8 protein-coding genes are annotated in these 21,555 nt (G+C 29.9%); 1 reads left to right on the top strand and 7 read right to left on the bottom strand.

All coding sequences use genetic code 11. From position 1 onward, the window contains the following. Positions 1-410 precede the first annotated feature (410 nt). Positions 411-1,121 (top strand): thioesterase II family protein, encoded by a 711-nt coding sequence (locus CLPUN_RS26515; RefSeq protein ID WP_077850186.1) that lies wholly within the window; start codon positions 411-413, stop codon positions 1,119-1,121. Positions 1,122-1,300: 179 nt separating this feature from the next. Here the strand turns inward: CLPUN_RS26515 and CLPUN_RS26520 are convergent, their stop codons facing one another. The 7 genes from CLPUN_RS26520 to CLPUN_RS26550 form a co-directional block, all read right to left on the bottom strand. After that, positions 1,301-1,702, bottom strand: coding sequence for an FMN-binding protein (locus CLPUN_RS26520; protein WP_077850187.1), 402 nt, complete (start codon positions 1,700-1,702; stop codon positions 1,301-1,303). Between the two features lie 152 nt (positions 1,703-1,854). Continuing rightward, complete coding sequence (locus CLPUN_RS26525) at positions 1,855-11,064, bottom strand: type I polyketide synthase (RefSeq protein ID WP_077850188.1); 9,210 nt, start codon at positions 11,062-11,064, stop codon at positions 1,855-1,857. 72 nt (positions 11,065-11,136) lie between these two features. Further along, on the bottom strand, positions 11,137-12,309 hold the full coding sequence (locus CLPUN_RS26530) for an MFS transporter (protein ID WP_077850189.1): 1,173 nt from the start codon (positions 12,307-12,309) through the stop codon (positions 11,137-11,139). 17 nt (positions 12,310-12,326) lie between these two features. After that, positions 12,327-18,368: an amino acid adenylation domain-containing protein gene (locus CLPUN_RS26535; protein ID WP_077850190.1), complete on the bottom strand. Its 6,042-nt coding sequence runs from the start codon at positions 18,366-18,368 to the stop codon at positions 12,327-12,329. A 154-nt stretch (positions 18,369-18,522) separates the two neighbouring features. Continuing rightward, entirely contained in the window at positions 18,523-19,344 is an 822-nt protein-coding gene (locus CLPUN_RS26540) for an acetyl-CoA carboxylase carboxyltransferase subunit alpha (RefSeq protein ID WP_077850191.1), read from the bottom strand. Then, the gene (accD, locus tag CLPUN_RS26545; protein ID WP_077850192.1) at positions 19,337-20,209 is read right to left on the bottom strand and encodes an acetyl-CoA carboxylase, carboxyltransferase subunit beta; all 873 of its coding nucleotides are present in this window, start codon (positions 20,207-20,209) and stop codon (positions 19,337-19,339) included. The genes CLPUN_RS26540 and accD overlap by 8 nt, the downstream gene beginning before the upstream one ends. Continuing rightward, positions 20,199-21,554, bottom strand: a complete 1,356-nt coding sequence (locus CLPUN_RS26550) for an acetyl-CoA carboxylase biotin carboxylase subunit (RefSeq protein WP_077850193.1) — start codon at positions 21,552-21,554, stop codon at positions 20,199-20,201. Before CLPUN_RS26550 ends, accD begins: the two co-directional genes overlap by 11 nt. Position 21,555: the final 1 nt, after the last annotated feature.

Below are 21,555 nucleotides of genomic sequence, written 5' to 3' on the forward strand. Positions count from 1 at the left end.
CATTCTTTTAAATTTAAACAAATTTTTTTATATATATTATAACATATCATCATTAAACTTTACACCATATCACATATTTAACAAATTCTTTACATAATATATAATTCTTCCTTAATTATTAAAAATTAAAAGTTTATTAATTTATATTGATGAATTTCTTCCTTAATTTATGATAAAATAAAGTGTACTTACTAATACTGGAGATCGTAAAAATGAATCAATCCATTTTAATATCTCTCATTCTGGAAACTGAATTGTATGTGTTATAAATAATTACGAAGTAGATATAGAAAAAATAGAAAATATTGATTTTGATATTGCAAAATCATTTTACAGAAAAAATTATTTTCAAATCTTTAGATTCCTTAAACTTAACAATCTAACTAAAAAATTATTTGGAGATGATATTTATGAAAAAAGTCAAACTTTTTTGCTTTCCTTATGCAGGTGGCTCGTCAAATATATATGAAAAATGGAAAGAGCTTTTATCACCTTCCATTGAATTAATCAACATAGAATATCCTGGTAGAGGTATTCGTTTCACGGAACCTCTTTTAGACAATATCGATGACTTAGTAAATGATGCCTTTAATTACGTGATTAAACATATCGATACAAACACCTCTTACTCATTCTTTGGGCATAGTATGGGAAGTATAGTCGCTTATGAAATTATGCATAAATTATCTGAATTAAATTATGATAATCCTGTTCATATATTTTTTTCTGGAAAATTAGCACCTCACATAGAAAGTGAATTTCCCCCTATACATAATTTAGTCAATGTTGAGTTTAAAAAACAACTCCTAAAATTAGGTGGAATAACTAAAGAAACCTTAGATAACAATGATTGGACAAAGCTTTTCATACCTATATTAAGAGCTGATTTTAAGGCTGTAGAAAAATACCACTACTTAAAGCCTATGTTGAATTTTTCTTGTGATTTTACAATTCTACACGGACAAGATGACATTTTGACACTTAATAGAATTGAAGAATGGCAATATCATACATTCGGTAAATGTAACTTTATACAATTTTCTGGCGATCATTTTTTCATAAAGGAATATACTTCTGAAATTGCAGATATAATAAATAACACTATTACAGCTAAACTTTAATTTAATACATATTTATTTCTAAATATAGATATGAAATCTAAAAAATAAACTTATAAATCGAAATACTAAAAGTTATTTCAATATTATAAGTTTATCTTTTATTCTATATACTATAACAACCCATTTAACAAGTCTTATTATTTAATACATACGTAATTAATATTTATTATTAAATTCTATTATTTTACAGTATCCAATGCATTTTCAATAGATTTAAGAATTACTTTGCTACTATTAGTTGCTCCTGAAATAGTATCTACTTTTAAGCTTTGTGCCTTAATTACATTTTCCAGAATAACTTCTGCTGGCTTTCCTCTTTCATTTTTATGATTTACTAATTTTATATCTGTAATCTTTTTATCCTTAACAGTAACTAATACTTCTGAACCAACAAATTTAGTATCACAAACGCCTGTATACTTCCCATCAGGAATATTTGATATATCTATAGTATCAATTTTTAAATTACTGATTGTCTTTTTGTAATTTTGTACATCTATTAAATATTTTATTCCAAAGGTTCCTGCACCTATAACTGCAATAATAATCACTATAAATACTATCCTTTTCATTCTTAGCATATCTTTTCCTACCTTTACTTTTAATAAAGTTAAGCATATAAAAGAATACTTAATGTCTTTTTCTTTTTTATATAATGTTCAGATTATTACTTCTTTTATATGCTCTTTATATTAATTTTTTAATTACAATTATTAAAGTGTTATATTAATTGCTACATTTTTATATCATTAATTAACTGCTTACAAATATCTTGTTTTTGAATATCAGAAAGTGTATGATTCTTTTCTATTTTTAATAATCCTTTTGGCTCTATTTTTTTTAATTGATCTGATTCTGCATAAACTGGCTCTTTTTGAACAGAAATCTTATAATTTTCATTTTCAAAAGGATAAGTAGACAATGTTACTTTCTTTATATTGTAATTAAAGAATTTATTTGGATTATACCTTACGCCAAGAGTATAAAGCTTCGCAAATGCTTTAATAATAGATTCCACAGGGCTATTATTTATATCAATTTCAACCCAATTAATCAATTTTTCGTCGTAAAAATCTTTAGTTTTAATTTCATCATAGCTACCTAGATATATAACTACTTGATTTTTATTTACAAACCCGTTTAAGCTCTTGATACATTTTTCATCATGTGAGAAAATATTAAATTCACTTTCTATAACTCCTGATGGTGTTAATATAGGGCAGCTTACATATATTTTATTTTCATAAATTTTATTGCGCTCCTCATCTATTATGATGCTGCTGCTAAAAATATGTTCTAAAGCTTGATCTAAACTTATTATTCCAGTTAAAACAGATGCTGCCACGATGCCTATTCTTTCTGCAATTATTCCATAAAGCTTAACTTCAAATTTACTAAATAAAACACCCAGTGCATATTGTGATGCAAAAGTTTCAAAACTTGCCATTTCTTCTTTAGTAATATTTTTAAATCTTTCACATCTATCCATACATTCTTTATATGCATCATTAAAAGCAACAAACCGTACTGATAAATCTTCTTTGATATGCTTTATATTACCATCTAAAACAAGGTAAGCTTCCGTCTGACGATTTGGATTAGACCTTCCCTCGTAAATTTTTTCTGTAATGTTATCATTTTCTATTTGAGTAAGTATCTCTAATAAGTGTTTCTTAGATTTTACCATTGCTGAAATTTTAGCGCTAAACTCCTTTTGACTGTTATTTATAGTGTAGCAAATTGAAGAAACAGCTAATTCTTCTTGTTGTTCTAGATTTGTCTTTAAATTTGCAGCTATAGTTTTAATTACATTTTGATTTCTGCCAGTTAATTGTAATAAATATGGTGATTTTTCATCTTCACATTCACAATTACTTTCTTTTTGAGCTTCTTCCAAAATTACGTGAACATTGGTTCCTCCAAATCCAAAACCATTCACTCCTGCTCTTAGCGGAATTTGACCGTTTCCTCTCCATTCCTTAGCTTCTTTACTAGCAACATAGAATGGCGAATTTGCAAAATCTATATTAGAATTAGTTGTTGCTTCATCATAATTTACAGTATGTGGTATCTTCTTATTTTTTAATGCAAGAAGAACCTTAATCAAACTAGTTATTCCTGACGCTGATAACATATGACCTATTGAAGATTTAACTGATCCAATAGCACAGAATTGTTTTTCTGCTGTAAATGATCGAAAGGCTTTAGTCATCCCTTCAACTTCAATCGGATCTCCTAAAGGTGTTCCCGTTCCATGAGTTTCAACATAAGATACAGTTGCTGGATCAATATTTGCTCTTAAATATGCCTTTCTTATTGCTTCTGCTTGTCCTTGTGGTCTAGGTGCTGTTATACCTTGAGAATGCCCATCATTATTAATGCTAGAACCTTTAATTACAGCCATGATATTATCTTTATCCCTTATAGCGTCTTCTAGTGGTTTTAATAATACTGCACTTGCACCTTCTGAAAGTACCATACCATCTGACCTGCTATCAAATGGATAACAAACTCCTGTTTTAGATAGTGCTTGAACTCTACTTAATCCGACAAATGTTGTAGGTGTGATATTTAAATTTACACCTCCGGCTATAGCCATTTTACTTTCCCCTGACCTAATGCTTTCACATGCTAGATGCAATGCTGAAAGTGAGGATGAACAAGCTGAATTAACTGTTAAACTTGGCCCAGTAAGATTTAGGCAATGACTTACTCTTGCTGCAACTTCATTTATACTATTTCCTGCAACTGCATCAGATACCATCATTGCTGGCTGTAATACATTAATGATGCTATTCATTATTTCATTTTTCTCACCAGTACTCATATTATTAAATATTTGACTTTGTGATAAATTATCTTTTAATTCCATGTAAGTTCTATAATTTGTAAAATGCTCTGCATAATTATTTTGTTCACAGCCAACAAACACTCCTATATTATTTGTGTTATATCTGCCACCGTAACCCGCCTGTTGCAGCGCTTCCCATGCAATCTCTAGGAAAATTCTCTGTTGTGGGTCCGTAACATTAGCTTCACTTGGTGACATACCAAAAAATAGTGGATCGAATCCATACGGATTATCTATAAAGCCGCCATATTTAGAATATATTGTATGGGTAGAGTTGGAATCTGTACTAAACCAACCTTTTGATGCCCATCTTTCTGAAGGAATTTCCTTTATTACGCATTTCCCTTCCTCTAAGATCTTCCAATATTCATCTAATGAATTTGCTCCTGGTATTCTAAGACTTGCACTAATTATTGCAATATCTTTTATTTTTTCAACTTTAAAATTATCTTCTTCTAAAGTATCTGTCTTATCTAATGCTATCTCATCAAAGTCTTGAACATAAGCCTTCTCAATATATTCTGCTAATGACTCTGGAGTTTGGTATTCAAATATTAATGTAGGGTATAATTCCATCCCAAGATTGGTTCCTAACATTTCCATAACCTTTACCGCACCAAGTGAATCCAACCCTAATTCAAGGAAATTTTGGCCAATATCAAGCTCATCCTGCTTAATATGCAATTGCTTAGAAATAACATTATAAACAATTTCTTTAATATTATATATTTTCTTTAAGTTTAATTTAGTAACTTTAGTTTGGAAAGTTTTCTTTTCATTTAAAATTTCAACTTTATCTATTATATGTGTTACTCTTTGATTTCCATCTGATAAAACTCTCATAAATGCTTCCACAGCTTTTTTGGGGGCAAGAGGGTTTAAACCTTGTGCTTTTAATGCTAAATCAGTACTCTCTCCCAAATCGGATCCCATTCCAATACTTGCCCATAATGAATAGTTTAATGCAATAGTTTTTCCTGGAGCACCATCAGCTTCTCTATAGAAACTATAGGCAGATAAAAATGAATTTGCTGCTGAATAATCTCCAAGTCCTGCTGACCAAATCTTTTTAGAGCAAGATACTGAAGAAATCATAACAAAAAATTTTAATGGCTCTTTTCTTGTAACTAAATCAGTTATTACTCCACCTTGCAATTTAGGTTCTATAACACTATTTACTACTTTGATTTCTTTATTTAAAAGCTTAAATGTAGATGAATCAAGTGTACCTGCTGCATGAATTACCCCATGAATAGATCCATATTTATTATTTATTCTGATTATAAGAGCTTTCATATCATTCATTTTTGTTACATCTACACTCTCATAGGACACATTTACTCCAAGTTCTTCAAGCTTCAAAATTAAATTAATCTTTTTAGCTGATTTGGTATTGTTAAGCATTTCCTTATCCCATTTTTCTCTTAAAGGCAATTCTTTACGCCCTGTTAAGATCAAGTTAATTTTAGCTTTCTTTGCAACTTCTTTAGCAATTTCACCACCTACAGCACTCAAACCGCCTGTAATTAAATAAGTTTCACCATCATTAAATTTAATCTTTGAAGATTTATTTAATTCAACTATATTAACTAAATCCCTACTATATTTTATTCCATTTCTAATAACGGTTATACCTTCACTATTAGCTTCACTTATAATTTCATTAAATAAAGTTTGAGCAATTTCTCTATCAGATTTATACTCATTTTTATCTATATCAACACAATGTGAATTTACAAAACTATTTTCTTGATCTAATGCAATAGCTAGAGTTACGGCAATAGATTGATGTGGAGCAGATATTTTATGTTCCTCATCTATAGGAACTGCACTATTTGTTGCTAACAATACTTTTACATTTTCTATATTAAATTTTAATAAAGCTTTTCCAATGTATAATATACTATAAATATCTCCATGTATTACTTTATCATTAAATACAGCTTCTAATTTAGAAATTTCTTCTTTTAGATTCCAAAGATGTATTACAGCCGCTATATCACCTTGAATGTTTTTAAATAATTCAACGTAGTCATTTTCTAATATTGGATTAATTAGAAATTCTCGATTACCGTCATAACTATATTCTTCACCTACTTTAACAACATAAACTTTATTTTTTTCCTCATCAAACATTGAAACAAGTTCTTCTTGAATACCGCTTCCATCATCAAAAATTACTATATTTCCTGAAGGTAAAGAATTTAAATGTTCTCGTAATTTATCAGGCACCCATTTCCAATTATAGAACCAGTTATCAGGAACTTTGATGTTTCCTATTCCAAAATCTGGTTTGTACTCCTTTCTATCAAATGGATATGAAGGTAATTTAATTCTTTTATAGTAAATTCCACTTTCAAGTTTTTCAAAATTTATATCTATTCCTAGGTCAAAAAGTGAAGATATTGTTTTTAAAACTATATCCAAAGAATCTTCTCTACGGTCTGATGATAATAAAATCGTTGTATTATTATTAGTTTGTATACCACTTGCCATCCTCGATAATACTCTGTCCGGACCACATTCAATAAAAATATCTACAGATTTGTCTACTAAATACTTTATACTTTGTTCAAACTTTACAGATGATAAAATATGTTCTACCCAGTATTCAGTGTCAAACGGTTCCTTCATTATTTGTCCAGTCACATTTGATACTATAGGTATTTTAGGGGTATTAAATGTGACCTTACTAAGAACTTCTCTAAATGCATCCAGCATTGGATTCATAAGTGGTGAATGAAAGGCTTGAGAAACCTTAAGCTTCTTCATTCCTATTCCTTCTTTTAGCAATACTATGCAAAATTTATCTATATCCTTTCTTTCTCCTGATATAACTTGGTGAGTTCCATTATATGCAGCAATCCACACATTTCCATCAAAATTTTTAAGTAATAATTCAAGTTTATCTCCAGAAGTAAATACCGCACACATGCTTCCTTCCGATTGCAATTCATTCATCAGCGTTCCTCTAGCAGTTACTATTTTAGCAGCTTCCTGTAAACTTATTACACCCGAAAGGCAGGCTGCTGACCATTCTCCAACACTATGTCCGAGCATGTAAGCCGGTTTAACACCTAGGTCTAGAAAAAGTTTTCCAAATGCATAATCCATAGCAAATACTACAGGTTGTGTAATATTCGTTTGCTCAAGAATTTTTTCATCTGCTTGATCACTATAAATTAAATTAGTTATCTTTTCATTAAGATATGGATAAAATGCTTCTGAACACTCATCAATATATTTTTGGAAAATAGGCAGTTTCTCATATAGCATTCTTCCCATTCCAACATATTGGGAACCTTGTCCTGTAAACATTAGCGCTATTTTATGCTGAATTTCATAGCTTGTATTCTTCAATTTAATATCTTCAAGCTTACTTAATAAATCTTCAACCGATTCGCACACAACGCTGTAGCGATATTTGAAAAATGTCTTAGATGTATTCTCTGTATAGCATATATCGCTTAACCTATTTTCCTTATTTGCTTTAATATATCCTGTAAGGTTATTAATTTTTAGCTTCAGAGATTTTTCTGCATTAGCTGAAATAGCTAAAATATGCCTCTTTCTTTCATATTGTCTTGCAGTTTCTTCTTCAACCAGCTTTGGTGCTTCCTCAATAACCATGTGACAATTAGTTCCACCAAATCCAAATGAATTAACAGCTGCTCTTCTCAATGATCCTTCATTAGCATCCCAATTCTTTGCTTCCAACATAGTATAAAATGGAGTTTTATCAAATTTAATTGATGGATTAAGTTCATTTAAGTTTATATTAGGAGGTATAATTTTATTATTCATAGCTAGCACTACTTTAATAAAACTTGCTATCCCTGCACCATTAAGAAGATGACCGATATTTGCCTTAATTGAACCTATAGCTATTGAATTATTTTTAGGATTCCATCTCTTAAATGCACTTGTTAAAGCTCTTATTTCACTTGGATCTCCAATTTTTGTACCAGTGCCATGAGCTTCAACGTATTGTATTTCATTTGGATCAATACCATTATTTAAATATAAAGATTCAATTACTTCACGTTGACCATTAGGATTAGGAGCCATAACGCCTATAGAATGTCCATCATTATTTATTGAGCTTGCTTTGATAACTGCGAGAACTTTATCTCCATCTTCTAAAGCTTTTTTAAGTGGCTTTAGTAAAACTATCCCCGCACCTTCCCCTGGAACAAGACCATCAGCTTTAGCGTCGAAAACCCTTGATACTCCACTTGTTGATAGTGCTCCCGCATTGCTAAGATAAATATATGGCGTAGGAGTAAGCAAAAGATTAATCCCACCTGCTATAGCTAATTCACATTCACCTTTGCGTAGAGATTCACACGCTAAATGAATTGTTACTAATGAAGATGAGCATGCTGTATCTACCGTAATACTAGGACCTTTTAAATCAAATTCTTGAGAAGTTCTTGCAGCAATCATATTTATAATGTTGTCCACAAGTAAATTGGAATGAAACTCAGTTACACCAAGTTTATTTTTCCACTCTTTTAGTATTGACTCTTGTACGTCTTTTGTAAGTGAATTAAAGCTATCAAAATTCCTAAGATTTGACATATTTAAAGTATTTAAATGATATTCTTGATATGTATTAGTACCGGCGCCAATATATAATGCTAATCGCTTACCACCTACTGTTTTTCTAGAATATCCTGCTCTCTCTAATATTTCAAATACCAATTCTAAAATAATTCTTTGCTGAGGATCCATAACTGCTGCTTCCTCATCAGATATATTAAACAATTTTGCATCGAAATCAAAAGCATCATTTATGAAAGCACCTGTACGACAATTTGTTTTTGTAGGATCACTATTTTTACTATAATATTGATTTATGTCCCATCTATCTTCTGGCACTTCACTAATACTGCATTTTCCACTTACAATATTATTCCAAAATTCTTCTGGATTTTTTGCTTCTGGGAAACGACAAGACATTTCTATTACCGCTATATCATCCTCTTCATTTATACCCTTAGAGATTCTTCTTGTAATATTAGCTTCTGATATATTCTCTTTTGATAGCTTTATAAGATATTCATCCATTTCATTTATTGTTTTACAATTAATAAGTATATCGTGACCTAATTCTAAATTAAATTCATCTTCAAGTAATCCTAAAACTTGAACTGCTTTTATTGAGCTTCCCCCTAACGATAAGAATGACTGATTATATCCTATACTTTCTGCCGGCTTATCTAATACTGTAGCCCATATTTCTCGTATCTTATTAGCATTTTTATCTAACACTAAATGCTTTACTTGCTCTATTCTTTCTGATTTTTTCTCTATTCTATTTTCTTCTTCATTAAATAGTAACTCATCTGAAGTAAAAGTTGTATCTTCATACTCGTTATTTAGCAATGATTGTACCATCATAAAACGTCTTACTTTACCACTGGTAGTTTTAGGAATAGCTTTAACTAAAACAACATAATCAACAGATATACCAAAAGCCTCATTTATCTTTTTAAGCATATTTCCATAAAATTCTTTCATCTCATCCTTCTTTATACGAAGTGCTGAAAATATTGCTGTTTTTTCTCTTCCTTCTTTCTCATCATGCCAACCACCTATTACGACTTTTCCAGGCTCTACTCCATCCGTTTCTTCTATCTTAAACTCAATATCATAAGAAAAAAAATTTTGCCCATTAACAAAAATTATATCTTTAATTCGTCCTGTTACGCATAGTTTTCCATCAATCATAAAACCAGTATCTCCTGTTTTGAGCCATCCATCTTGGAACGATTTATTAGTTGCTTCAGGATTATTGATATAACCAGCTGTAACATTTTCACCCTTAATTTGTATTTCTCCTAATTGTTTTTCAGGAACTATTTTTCCTTCATCATTTACAATACGCACCTGCATTCCAGAAATAGCATATCCTTCATTAGCTACTTGTAATGAATCAATGTCATTTTCAGAAACCTCTTCTGCTAGTGACTTATTTATAAGACTATTTCTACTAATAAAATGACTTTCTGGTTTAGTACCTGCTTTAGGAAATGCAACAGCTAAACATGCCTCAGCCATTCCATACACCATATACATACTTGTTTCTGATAAATTACATACAGATAACTTCTCCATAAATTCCCTAACCAAAGGTACTGAAATAGGCTCTGCACCATTAAAGATTAATCTTAAACTACTTAAATCCCAACTTTCAAGATGTTTATCAGTAATTTTTTTTAGCAATAACCTGTATCCAAAATTAGGGCTAGAAGTTAGTGTAATCTTATATTTTGAAATTAAATCAAACCAGAGTGTAGGTCTTTTTACAAACTTCATAGGACTCATATTTATCTGAAATAGACCTAATGCAACCATTGTTAAATGGAAGCCAATCAAACCCATGTCATGATAATATGGCATCCAAGAAAGAACTCTATCCTCTGCTTTTAACTCAGCACTTTCAATTATTCCTGCTAAATTAGTTAACAAATTTTTATGTGTTAGAATTACTCCTTTTGGTGAATTAGTACTTCCTGAGCTGAATTGTATAAATGCAGGCTTTTCAGTTAAAGATAAATTAATTGAACCTTTTGTCTTACTCTGTCTTAGGATTGATATGTCTAACATTTTTATTTGTTGACATTCTGGATAAAAATCATTATTTTTCATATTAGTAATCATTGATATATCACTAACCATTACAGGTTTTTTGAGTGTATTCCAGACATTTATAAGTTTTTCTAGAGATGCATTTTTCCCTTTAAAGGCTGATGGCGGCGAAATTGGTACTGGTACAAATCCTCCAAGTACACATGCCCAGAAAGCTACAACAAAATCAATATTATCTTGAAATGATATCATTACAAAGTTATCTTGCTTTAATTCACTTTTTTCTAGTTCTCCTAAACAATACAAAGCTTTTTCAAGTATTTCTTCATAACTAAAGAAAATTTCTGTATTATCATTTTGAATAAATGTTATACCCTTATCTTTTGATTTCTGTGCAGATTCTATTAATAAATTGGCAATATTCTTTTTATTGCAGTATTCATCTGATATAGCTTTTCCACAAGAAATTGATATTTTTTCATTATTTTTTTCTTCCATTTTTTCATCTCCTACTTCAATAATTAAATATTACTTTGAATCGTTAAATTCACATTCAAAAACTGCATAAACTTAACATGTGATCTTGGATGCTTTTTTGAACTGCTTAGAATATGCTATAACAATAAATGTAGTAAAAAGAACTAAACATACACTAAAAATATGGTCATCACCAAGCAAGCTCATAGTTATAGATGATATAAGAGGCCCAATAGTAGAACCCATTCCATAAAAAGAAGTGAATAAAGATGTACCAGAAGCTAGTTCTTCTTTCTTAAGGTTTTGAACTGAACTTGCCAAAGCTATTGGATATATAGGTCCAATAATAAGACCTGACAAAAATGAGAATACTAATCTTAAAGTAATATTATTAATAACTACTATTCCCAAGACTGTAAATATAGAAATAAAAATGCTTATTTTTAAAATTCTCTCACGACCTAATTTATCAGCGAAATAAGTTATTGGTATAGTTCCTATAATACTGCCAACTACAAATATTCCCAAAGCATATCCAATATCGGATAAATTATACTTTTGATGTATCAGAAATATTGGGTATAGAGTCGTTAATGTAGTTTCTGTAAATCCATATAAAAATGCTCCCTGAAGCCCGCTAGATACTTTTTTAAGTACCTTTGTTTTCGGCTTATCTGAAAAAAATAATTTTTCCTTAAACTTTAGACTTACTATAAGTTGAGATATTGTAAGTGCACCAGCTGAAAACATAAATGGAATCCACATTTTATATTCATAAAGTATAGGTCCTATAACAGAACTAAATACAAATCCTATAGCAAAACATAATGAATACATACCATTAATTGTTCCCCTTATATCCTCAAGTGCTAATCCTTGAAGTATAGTTTGTATTCCAACCATATTTAAGCTTATCCCAAAACCTATTAGCATCATTAAGAAAAGTAAAACAAATAAATTGGGAATAAACGGGAATATAATTACTGCAATAGCTGCCATAATACTACCAAGTAACATGTTTTTTTTAATACTCTTATTCCTGCAACTCTTATCAATATAAATAGAACCTATTGACATAAATAAAAAGAATGAAGAAGATACTATTCCAATCCATAAACTTCCGATGTTTTTTTCTTTTAAATGTGTTGATGCAAGGGGATTAATTATCCCCATTGCAATACCAATAAGTAACCCTATAATATAAACCACCCATTTTTTTTTTGAAAATACTAACTGTATTTTTGGTTTTAAGTACTGAATATACATAATTGATTAAAACTCCTTTATTTTTTATTAAGAGCAGCTTTAAGAACTGGTATCTGTTGTGATCCAAACCAATACATGTCTTGCTTTCCAAATATCTTAATTGCTTCACCAGTTATATAATCTGATTTATCAGATGCTAAAAATATAGCTAAATTAGCCACTTTTTCAGTTGGCATAGCATTTTTTCTTAGACCACCAGGAGCCATGTTAGTTTCAACAAAAGATGGACAAATCGCATTCACCTGAATATTACTTAATTTTAATTCTTCCGCTAAAGATTTTGTAAGACCTAATAATGCATGTTTAGATGCTGAATATGCGCTCATTAAAGGATAACCTATAAAAGATGAATCAGATCCTAAATTAATAATCTTTCCTGATTTTTGTTTAATCAAGTGAGGAACAACGAGCTTGCACATATTATAGGTACCGAACAAATTAACTTCGACTATATTTTTCCATTCATCAGCCTCAGTCTCAGTAAAACCTTCTAATTTAGTTATACCTGCATTATTTACAAGGATATCTATTTTTCCAAATATTGAAATGATCTTATTTACTGCTTCCTCAACTGCTTTATAATCACTTATATCACTTATTATAGAAATAACTTTTCCGCCTATTTTTTCAATCTCACTCTTAGTTTCTTCTAGTTCCTGACCTGTTCTAGATATAATTGCAATATTAGCATCCTCTTTAGCCATTTCAATTGCTATGGATTTTCCAATTCCTCTTCCTCCACCGGTTATAACTACAACTTTATTTGATAGACTACCTTTTCTTGTATTTTCTACTATCGACAAAATAGGTTTTAAACTTTTACTTTGAGATACATTTTCTTTATTTTCAATGTATCTAATCATCTCCTTAACAGCTTTCATGTATTCTTCTCCAAGCTGTTTTATAGTTTCATCTTTATACATATTTCTTGAATGTTCTATTTCTAATACTAATTCACCGTTTACTATTGAAAAGAAAAATTCAATTTCTGAAATTCTTTTTTGTCTAGGATGTGAATATCTTCTATCAAGTCCGTCTTTTGCAAATTCAAACACATCATATTGGGCAATATCTCTATTACCTAGATAATTTGCTCTTATAGAAGTTAAATTTAAATCTGGATATATATATGAAGGTAATTCATCTGATACTAAATCATAACTTATACCTTTCAATGGAATATCATTCATTCCACCAACAATCTTTTCAATAGTTTCTAACCATTCCTCATTATGATTAATATTAATTCCTAATGGATAGTTTACGGCAAAATTTCCAACTGTTTCAAAATAAGCCTCATTACCAAATTCTCTTCCATTCATTCTATGACTTATTACAATCCATGACTTTTTGTATTTCTTTTCTAGCATCCTATATAATGGTGCCAGTATAATATAATATAAATTTGTTCTAAAATGTTTTTTTGCCTTAGTTTGTAAACTTGAAGTTTCTGATTTACTTAAAACAAATGTTTTTAGTTCAGCAGATTCCTCAGTATTAGCTCCTAAATCAAAATCCTTATTAATCCTGAAAGAGTAAGCTTCTGAAGGAAATTGATTTTTGTAATAATTTATAAACTCTAAAGAATTATTATTTTTTTCTTTATTAATTTTTAAAACAAATTCCCTATATGATTTCTCTTCTATTATATTAATATCTTTAATTCCTGATATAAGCTGACCATAAATTTCCCATATTTTCTTAAATAATATCTGATTTGATATAAGATCTGAAATAAGATGATGACCTATTACAGAAATATCATAAACAGAATCATTTACTTTTATAATCACAACCTTCCAAAGAGGCCATCTATCTACCTGTAACTCTGTAATAATTTTATTAATTACCTCTTTAACGGCTACATCTCTTTCTTCTTCATCAATATGAGAACCATCATAACAATCTGCTTCAATCTTTTGATCATCAGATACAAATCTTTGAATCCACTTATTTTCTTGCTTTTCTAATACACTTCTTAGAGCATCAGTGCTATTGGTTACAATAGTCAAAGCTTTGTTAAATAAATCAAAATCTAAAGGCTGTTTATATAAAAATCTTGTATATCCAGTCCATTGATATGGATAATCAAAATAATTTATTAAAAAGCTTTGTGCTGGTGATAAAGGAATTTCATTTGTCTCAAATTTGTTTTTCTTAAGATTTCTTGATTCCAATTTATCAGTATTTTCTATACCAACATTGTCTTCATATATTTTATTTAACGCTTTTCTATCAAGCTTACCATTAGGTGTTTTAGGCAATATAGACATCCACTCAAAACGATGTGGAATCATATAATAAGCAAGTTTTTTTGATATAAATTCTTTTAATTCATTATCCTTTACTTCATTTCCCGAAATACAAGCAATTAATTGCTTTTGTCCATCCGTATAATCAACTGCAATTACAGCAACTTCATTTACATCTGGGTGTGCTCCAAGTATAGCTTCAATTTCCCCAAGCTCAACTCTAAAACCTCTTATCTTTATCTGATTGTCTATTCGTCCCAAATATTCATAACTTCCATCTGACAGCTTTGTAGTTAAATCTCCTGTTCTATATAAATACTCTCCTGGAATTTCCTTGAATGGATTACGTTTAAATGCTTCTTCAGTTTTTTCTTTATTATTTTTATATCCTTTTGCAAGTTGAATACCACCAATCCAAAGCTCACCTATTTGCCCCTCTGAAAGTTCATTCATGTTTTCATCTAAATTTTTAATAAACACATTAGTAATCGGCTTTCCTATTGGAATTGTATTCTCTCCATTTTCACCTGGTCTCTTATCAATAATATGACATGTAACATCAATAGATGCTTCTGTAGGTCCATAAAGATTGGCAAGTCCTGTATTTAAGCCATGTTTATCTATCCATTTTTGAATTGTTGGCATAGGAAGTGCTTCTCCACTAAAAATTAGCCATCTCAAATCTTTAAATGTATAGTCATCATCCTCTAAAGAGTTTACAAATTCACCAAATAAAGATGGTACAAAATGCATTATATTTATCTTTGTATCTATTAACCATCTTGCTAATGCCCACGGATTTTTGACTATTTCATTTCTAATTGGGCATACTATACCACCATACATTAACGGCCAAAAAAGTTCCCAAACAGAAATATCAAAGCAACAAGATGTTTTCTGTGCTACACGTTCTCCTAATTTAAGTTTAAAAGTATCCTGATGCCATTTTAACCTATTCATATATCCTAAATGTGCGAGCATAACTCCCTTAGGATTTCCTGTTGAACCTGAAGTATATAGTATTGTCATTAAGTCATCAGATACATTTATGTATTCTGGATCCTTATCAGACACTTCCATCAATTCTTCTATTAACACCTGTCTATATTTGTTTTCATGTATAGTTCTATCTCCAAAATCCAAATATACAACATTTTTTATTGGACATTCTGCGGTTATTAAATTACTTAACTCTTTTTCTAATTCATGCTCAGTAAGTAAAATTTCTATCCCTGCACTATTCATTATGTACTGAATACGATCAGTTGGATAAGCTGGATCAACTGGAACATATGCAGCACCTGCTTTCAGTATACCAATCATTCCTATTAACATCATAGATCCTGGGTATACCATTATCCCAACAAGGGAATTTCTTTTAATGCCTTGATTTCTCAAATAATTTGCAATTTGATTTGTTCTCTTATCTAATTCACTGTATGTTATTATTTCATCTTTATGCATTATAGCTATTGAATCAGGTGTAAGTTTACATTGTTTTACAATCTTCATATAAGGAATTTCTTCTCTATCTTCTAAGTTTTCATATTCCCTTAAATGTTTTTCATCTTTATAAATACTTTTTTCAATCGTTAAAGCCATTTCATTTAAAGTTCTGCATTTAAATAAATATTCTTTATCAATTCCTTTATAAAGCTTAGCAATTCTAGATATTATTCTAATAAGCTGTAGTGAATCAACTCTAAAATCTGAACTTAAATCCTTATAAATATCATCTCTTGAAATATTTGTACAGCATATTTCAGAGCCTATTTTAATTAGCTCTGAAATTAAATTATTATCTTTAGACACTTCAAAAATTACTGAATTATCTTCTTCTCTTTCATAATTTGCAAGAGAGTTAATATTATTTATAAATTCTTTTAGTAATAAGTTAATATTATCTTCCTTAAAACAGAAACTATCATAATTGGATGTAATAATAATACGATTATTAAATATCTCAATAAGGTTATCAATAGCTCCTGCATTAGTTGATGTATATGCTTCATAATCAACGACTTTAAGTGCACCATAACTTTTTTTAATATTAGTATCACCAACAAATGAAAGATATAAATTTGATTTCAAGCTAGAACGCACAATAGCTGCTGTTGTTTTTGACATTTTACCATCTTCAAGCATATCTTGTTCCTTTGCCATTTTTGCTGCACTATATGTTTGAGCTCTATCTATTCCTTGTAATATTCTTCGCTTTATTTCTTCATCAACTTCTGTAACTATTTTTAACCAATTCTCGTTACTATCTTTCAAATCAAAGCTTAATGCCATATTTTGTGCGAAACACCCTATAACATCAGTAGCATCAACATTGGGATATACCTTACCACCAGTAGGTAAATTTATAATTATTTGATTATTTTCTTTATCCATATATTCTATAGTTTTTAAATATGAACTTACTAATAAAGTGAATAAAGAAACTCTCCAAGACTTTGCTTTTTCTAATAGAAGATTAGTAGTCTCTTTACTTAACCAATATTTTTTTGTTTTAACCACGGCAAAATCATTTTTATTATTATTCTCATTAAATGGATTAAACTTATATTTTTTCTTTCCATAAGCCTGTACATATTTTTCTAAATTCTTTTTTTCTTCAAAACTACTCCAATCATTTATTTCGCAAACAACGTTATTATAATCTGATATTGACATTGCTTCTAATAAATTATCAGTGCTATCATTAATCTTTGATGAATATATTTCAATCATTTCCCTAAGAATTTGTTGATTTCCTAATCCATCAGAAACTAAATGATTATTGGCTAGTATTAATTCATATTGTGAATTGCTTATTTGGATAACCATGAATTTATGAAGAGGGAATTTAAAAATATCAAAAGTCGTATTTATAATATCTTCAATAGTTTGTTTAATTATTTGATTTTGATTTTCTTCCGATAAATTTCGTATGTCATTCAAGTCAATTTGAGGTATTATTGGATGTTCATAAACTTTAAGTTTATAGTCTTTGAAATTCTTTGCACCTTCCTTTGACACAAATTCAGAACATAAGCTAGGATGTCTTTTAATTAATTCTAGCCAACTTTCTTGTAAAAGCTTTAAATTTAATATTCCTTCAATCTTTATTCCAGAGCAAATAGTTAAAGTTCCTACAGACCAGTATGATACTAAAAATGGATACTGTGAATTTAAAATTGATAAATCTTTTGTTTCACCTTTATTTAATTTCTCTGAGACAGATGATCTTGTATTAAAAAATTCCTCAAACATAGAAGTAATCTCCTCTATAGTTTGTAATGACATTAAATATGTCATAGGATAATTATTAGTGAAACCATCTATTTTTTCAGGTGGTATAATTTTCATTAATTGATTCATTAATGTAACCATTTTTATTGAATCAATTCCTAAATCACTTTCCAAAAACATTTCACCATCAAAGTCTTCTACTTTATGACCTGTTATATTTGATATAATTTCATATACTTGTTTTTTAACATCAATTTCATTTGTTTTTTCATGTTCATCAGTTTGTAATTCTGTACAGAAGAATTCCTCAAACATAGATACAATTTCCCCTATTGTTTGTAATGACATTAAATGTGTCATAGGGTAAACAGCAATAAAATTATCTATTTCTTCAGGTGGTATAAGCTTCATTAGTTGATTCATTAGTGTAACCATTTTTATTGAATCGATTCCTAAATCACTTTCAAGAAACATTTCGCAATCAAGATCTACCACTTTATGACCTGTTATATTTGATATTAATTCGTACACCTCTGCTTTAATATCAGTTAAATTTATTTGATTAACATGCATTTATATTCCCCCTTTTATTTACATTAACTTAATAAAAATTTGCTTATTTAATAATTATCTTTTATTGAATTTTTCACAAAAATATATATTCAATTTATATAACTACACTAGGCTTATTATAAATGTGAACCTATTAAATCCCCCTGTACTGAACTTATAGTTTATAACTTCCTACTTTTCTAAATTTGTTATATCTATCTTCAATTAAAGTGTTTAAGTCTTTAACTCGCAATTCCTTAAGCGTAGCTAGGAGTATTTTTTTGATTTCTTCTGCTGTTTTAGCTGGATTCTTATGAGCGCCTCCTTTTGGTTCTTTTATTATGTTGTCTATTATATTAAAATCTTTTAAATCTTGAGCCGTTATTTTCATAACCTTTGCTGCTTCTTTTGCTCGACTCCCATCTTTCCATAAAATTGATGCAAAACCTTCTGGTGAAAGAATTGAGTATATTGAATGCTCAAGCATATAAACTTTATCTGCAACTGCTAAAGCTAAAGCTCCCCCACTACCACCTTCACCTGTTAATACAGATATTATAGGTGTTTTTAGCCTACTTAATTCAAAAAGGTTATTGGCTATTGCCTGACCTTGACCTCTCTCCTCAGCTCCAAGCCCTGGAAATGCTCCAGGAGTATCTATAAAACAAATTACTGGTCTTTTAAACTTCTCTGCCTGTTTCATAAGTCTTAAGGCTTTTCTATAACCTTCTGGATTTGGCATTCCAAAATTTCTTTCTATATTTTCAGAGGTATTTGAGCCTTTTGTTATTGCAACTACCGTAACACTTATATCATCAAGAGCTGCAATTCCTCCAATTACAGCTTTATCATCTCCAAAGCTTCTGTCACCGTGAAATTCTATAAAGTCTTTAAAAATCGTCTCTACATAATATTGGCCTGTTGATCTGTCTTTGTGTCTTGCAATTTCAACACTTTCCCATGGTGTTACATTTGTTTTAATAAGCTCTTTATCCATTATTCTTCACTCCATGTAAAATAAGAATTCTATATATACATGCTCTCATATTCTTTCTCTCAACAATAGCATCTATAAAGCCTTTGGGAAGTAAAAACTCTGCTGTTTGAAAATTGTCTGGGAGGTTTTCTTTAATTGTATTTTTAATTACTCTTCTGCCTGCAAATCCAATCAATGCATTAGGTTCACTTAATATAATGTCACCTTCCATAGCAAAACTTGCTGTAACTCCGCCTGTAGTTGGGTCTGTAAGTATTGAAATATACAAAAGACCTGCCTCATCATGTCTTGCAAGTGCTGCACTTACTTTAGCCATCTGCATAAGTGAGAAAATACCTTCTTGCATTCTAGCTCCTCCTGATGCAGTGAAGATTATAATTGGAAGTTTATTTTCTGTAGCATATTCTATAAGTCTTGTAATCTTTTCTCCGACTACAGTTCCCATACTTCCCATCATGAAAAAGCTATCCATAAACGCACATGCAATAGTTATTTCTTTTAACTGTCCTATGCCAGTTACAACTGCTTCTGTACTAGTTGTTTTTCCACTTTTCAATTTTTCCTCATAACCTTCAAATTTTAGGGGATTGGTTGTTTTTAATTCCTTCCATAATTCTTTAAAGGTATTTTTGTCTAAGAATATATTTATTCTTTGCTTTGCATTTAATCTAAAGTGATAACCACAAGTAGTGCAGACGTATTTTGAATTTTCTAGATCCTCTGAGTAAATCATAGTATTACATTTATCACATTTCCTCCACATTCCTGAAGGAATATTGGGTTTCTCTTTTTCAGTTTTCTTAATTAGTGAAGATTTGATAGTTGCATATTTTTGCTTCTTTATAAATAAATCTTTAAGAGACATCTTTCTTCACCATCTTTTCTTCTAGAAATGAGGTATTATAATCACCTTCTAAAAATTCTTTAGTTTCAAGTATTGATAATTCAAAGTTTATATTCGTTTTGACTCCACCTACTGCAAATTCTGATAATGCCCTATTCATCTTTACAATGGCTTCATTTCTATCTTTTCCAAAGGTTATTAACTTAGCTATCATAGAATCATAGCAATGTGGTATTTTATATCCGCAATATATTGCTGAATCTATTCTTACTCCCATTCCTCCTGGAACACACAGCTCCTCTATAGTTCCTGGACACGGTCTAAAGTCATGCTCTGGATCTTCTGCATTTACTCGACATTCTATTGCATGACCTTTAATTTTTATGTCTTCTTGAGTAAATTCTAGTTTTTCTCCGGCTGCTATTTTTAGCTGCTGCTTGACTAAATCTATTCCCGTAATTATCTCAGTAATTGGATGTTCCACTTGTATTCTTGTGTTCATTTCCATAAAGTAGAAATTGTTATCTTTATCAAATAAAAATTCTATAGTACCTGCATTTTTATAATCTACTGCAAGGGCTGCCTTCTTTGCAATTTCACCCATCTTTTCACGTAATTCTATTGTAAGTACGTTTGATGGTGCTTCTTCTAAAACTTTTTGATTTTTTCTCTGCATAGAACATTCTCTTTCTGCTAAGTGAATTACATTTCCATATTCATCAGCTAGTATTTGAAATTCAATATGCTTTGGCTCTTGAATAAACTTTTCTATGTATAGAGAGTCATCTCCAAAGCAGGCCTTTGCTTCTGACTTAGCGGTTTTATATCCCCTTAATAACTCTTCATCATTTTGAGCTATTCTTATACCTTTTCCACCTCCACCTGCCGATGCTTTTATCATTATTGGATAACCTATTTCATTTGCTATTTCTAACGTATGTTTTTCATCTTTAATTTCACCTTCGTACCCTGGAACTACAGGCACTCCTGATATTTTCATTATCTTTCTCGCTTCTGACTTATTTCCCATCATTTGAACAGTTTGATAATCTGGTCCTATAAATTTTATGTTACACTGTTCACATATTTTAATAAACTTTGGATTCTCTGACAAAAAACCAAAACCTGGATGAATAGCATCTGCCCCTGTTAAAACACATGCACTTAAAATATTTGTTATATTTAAATAACTATCTCTAGGCATCGCAGAACCAATACATACAGCTTCATCTGCTAATTGAGTATGAATTGCATCTTTATCCGCTTCTGAATAAACAGCAACTGTACTTATTCCCATTTCTCTACAAGCTCTGATTATTCTAACTGCGATTTCACCTCTATTTGCGATTAGTACCTTCTTAAACATT

This window comes from Clostridium puniceum, from assembly GCF_002006345.1.
Classification (GTDB): domain Bacteria; phylum Bacillota; class Clostridia; order Clostridiales; family Clostridiaceae; genus Clostridium; species Clostridium puniceum.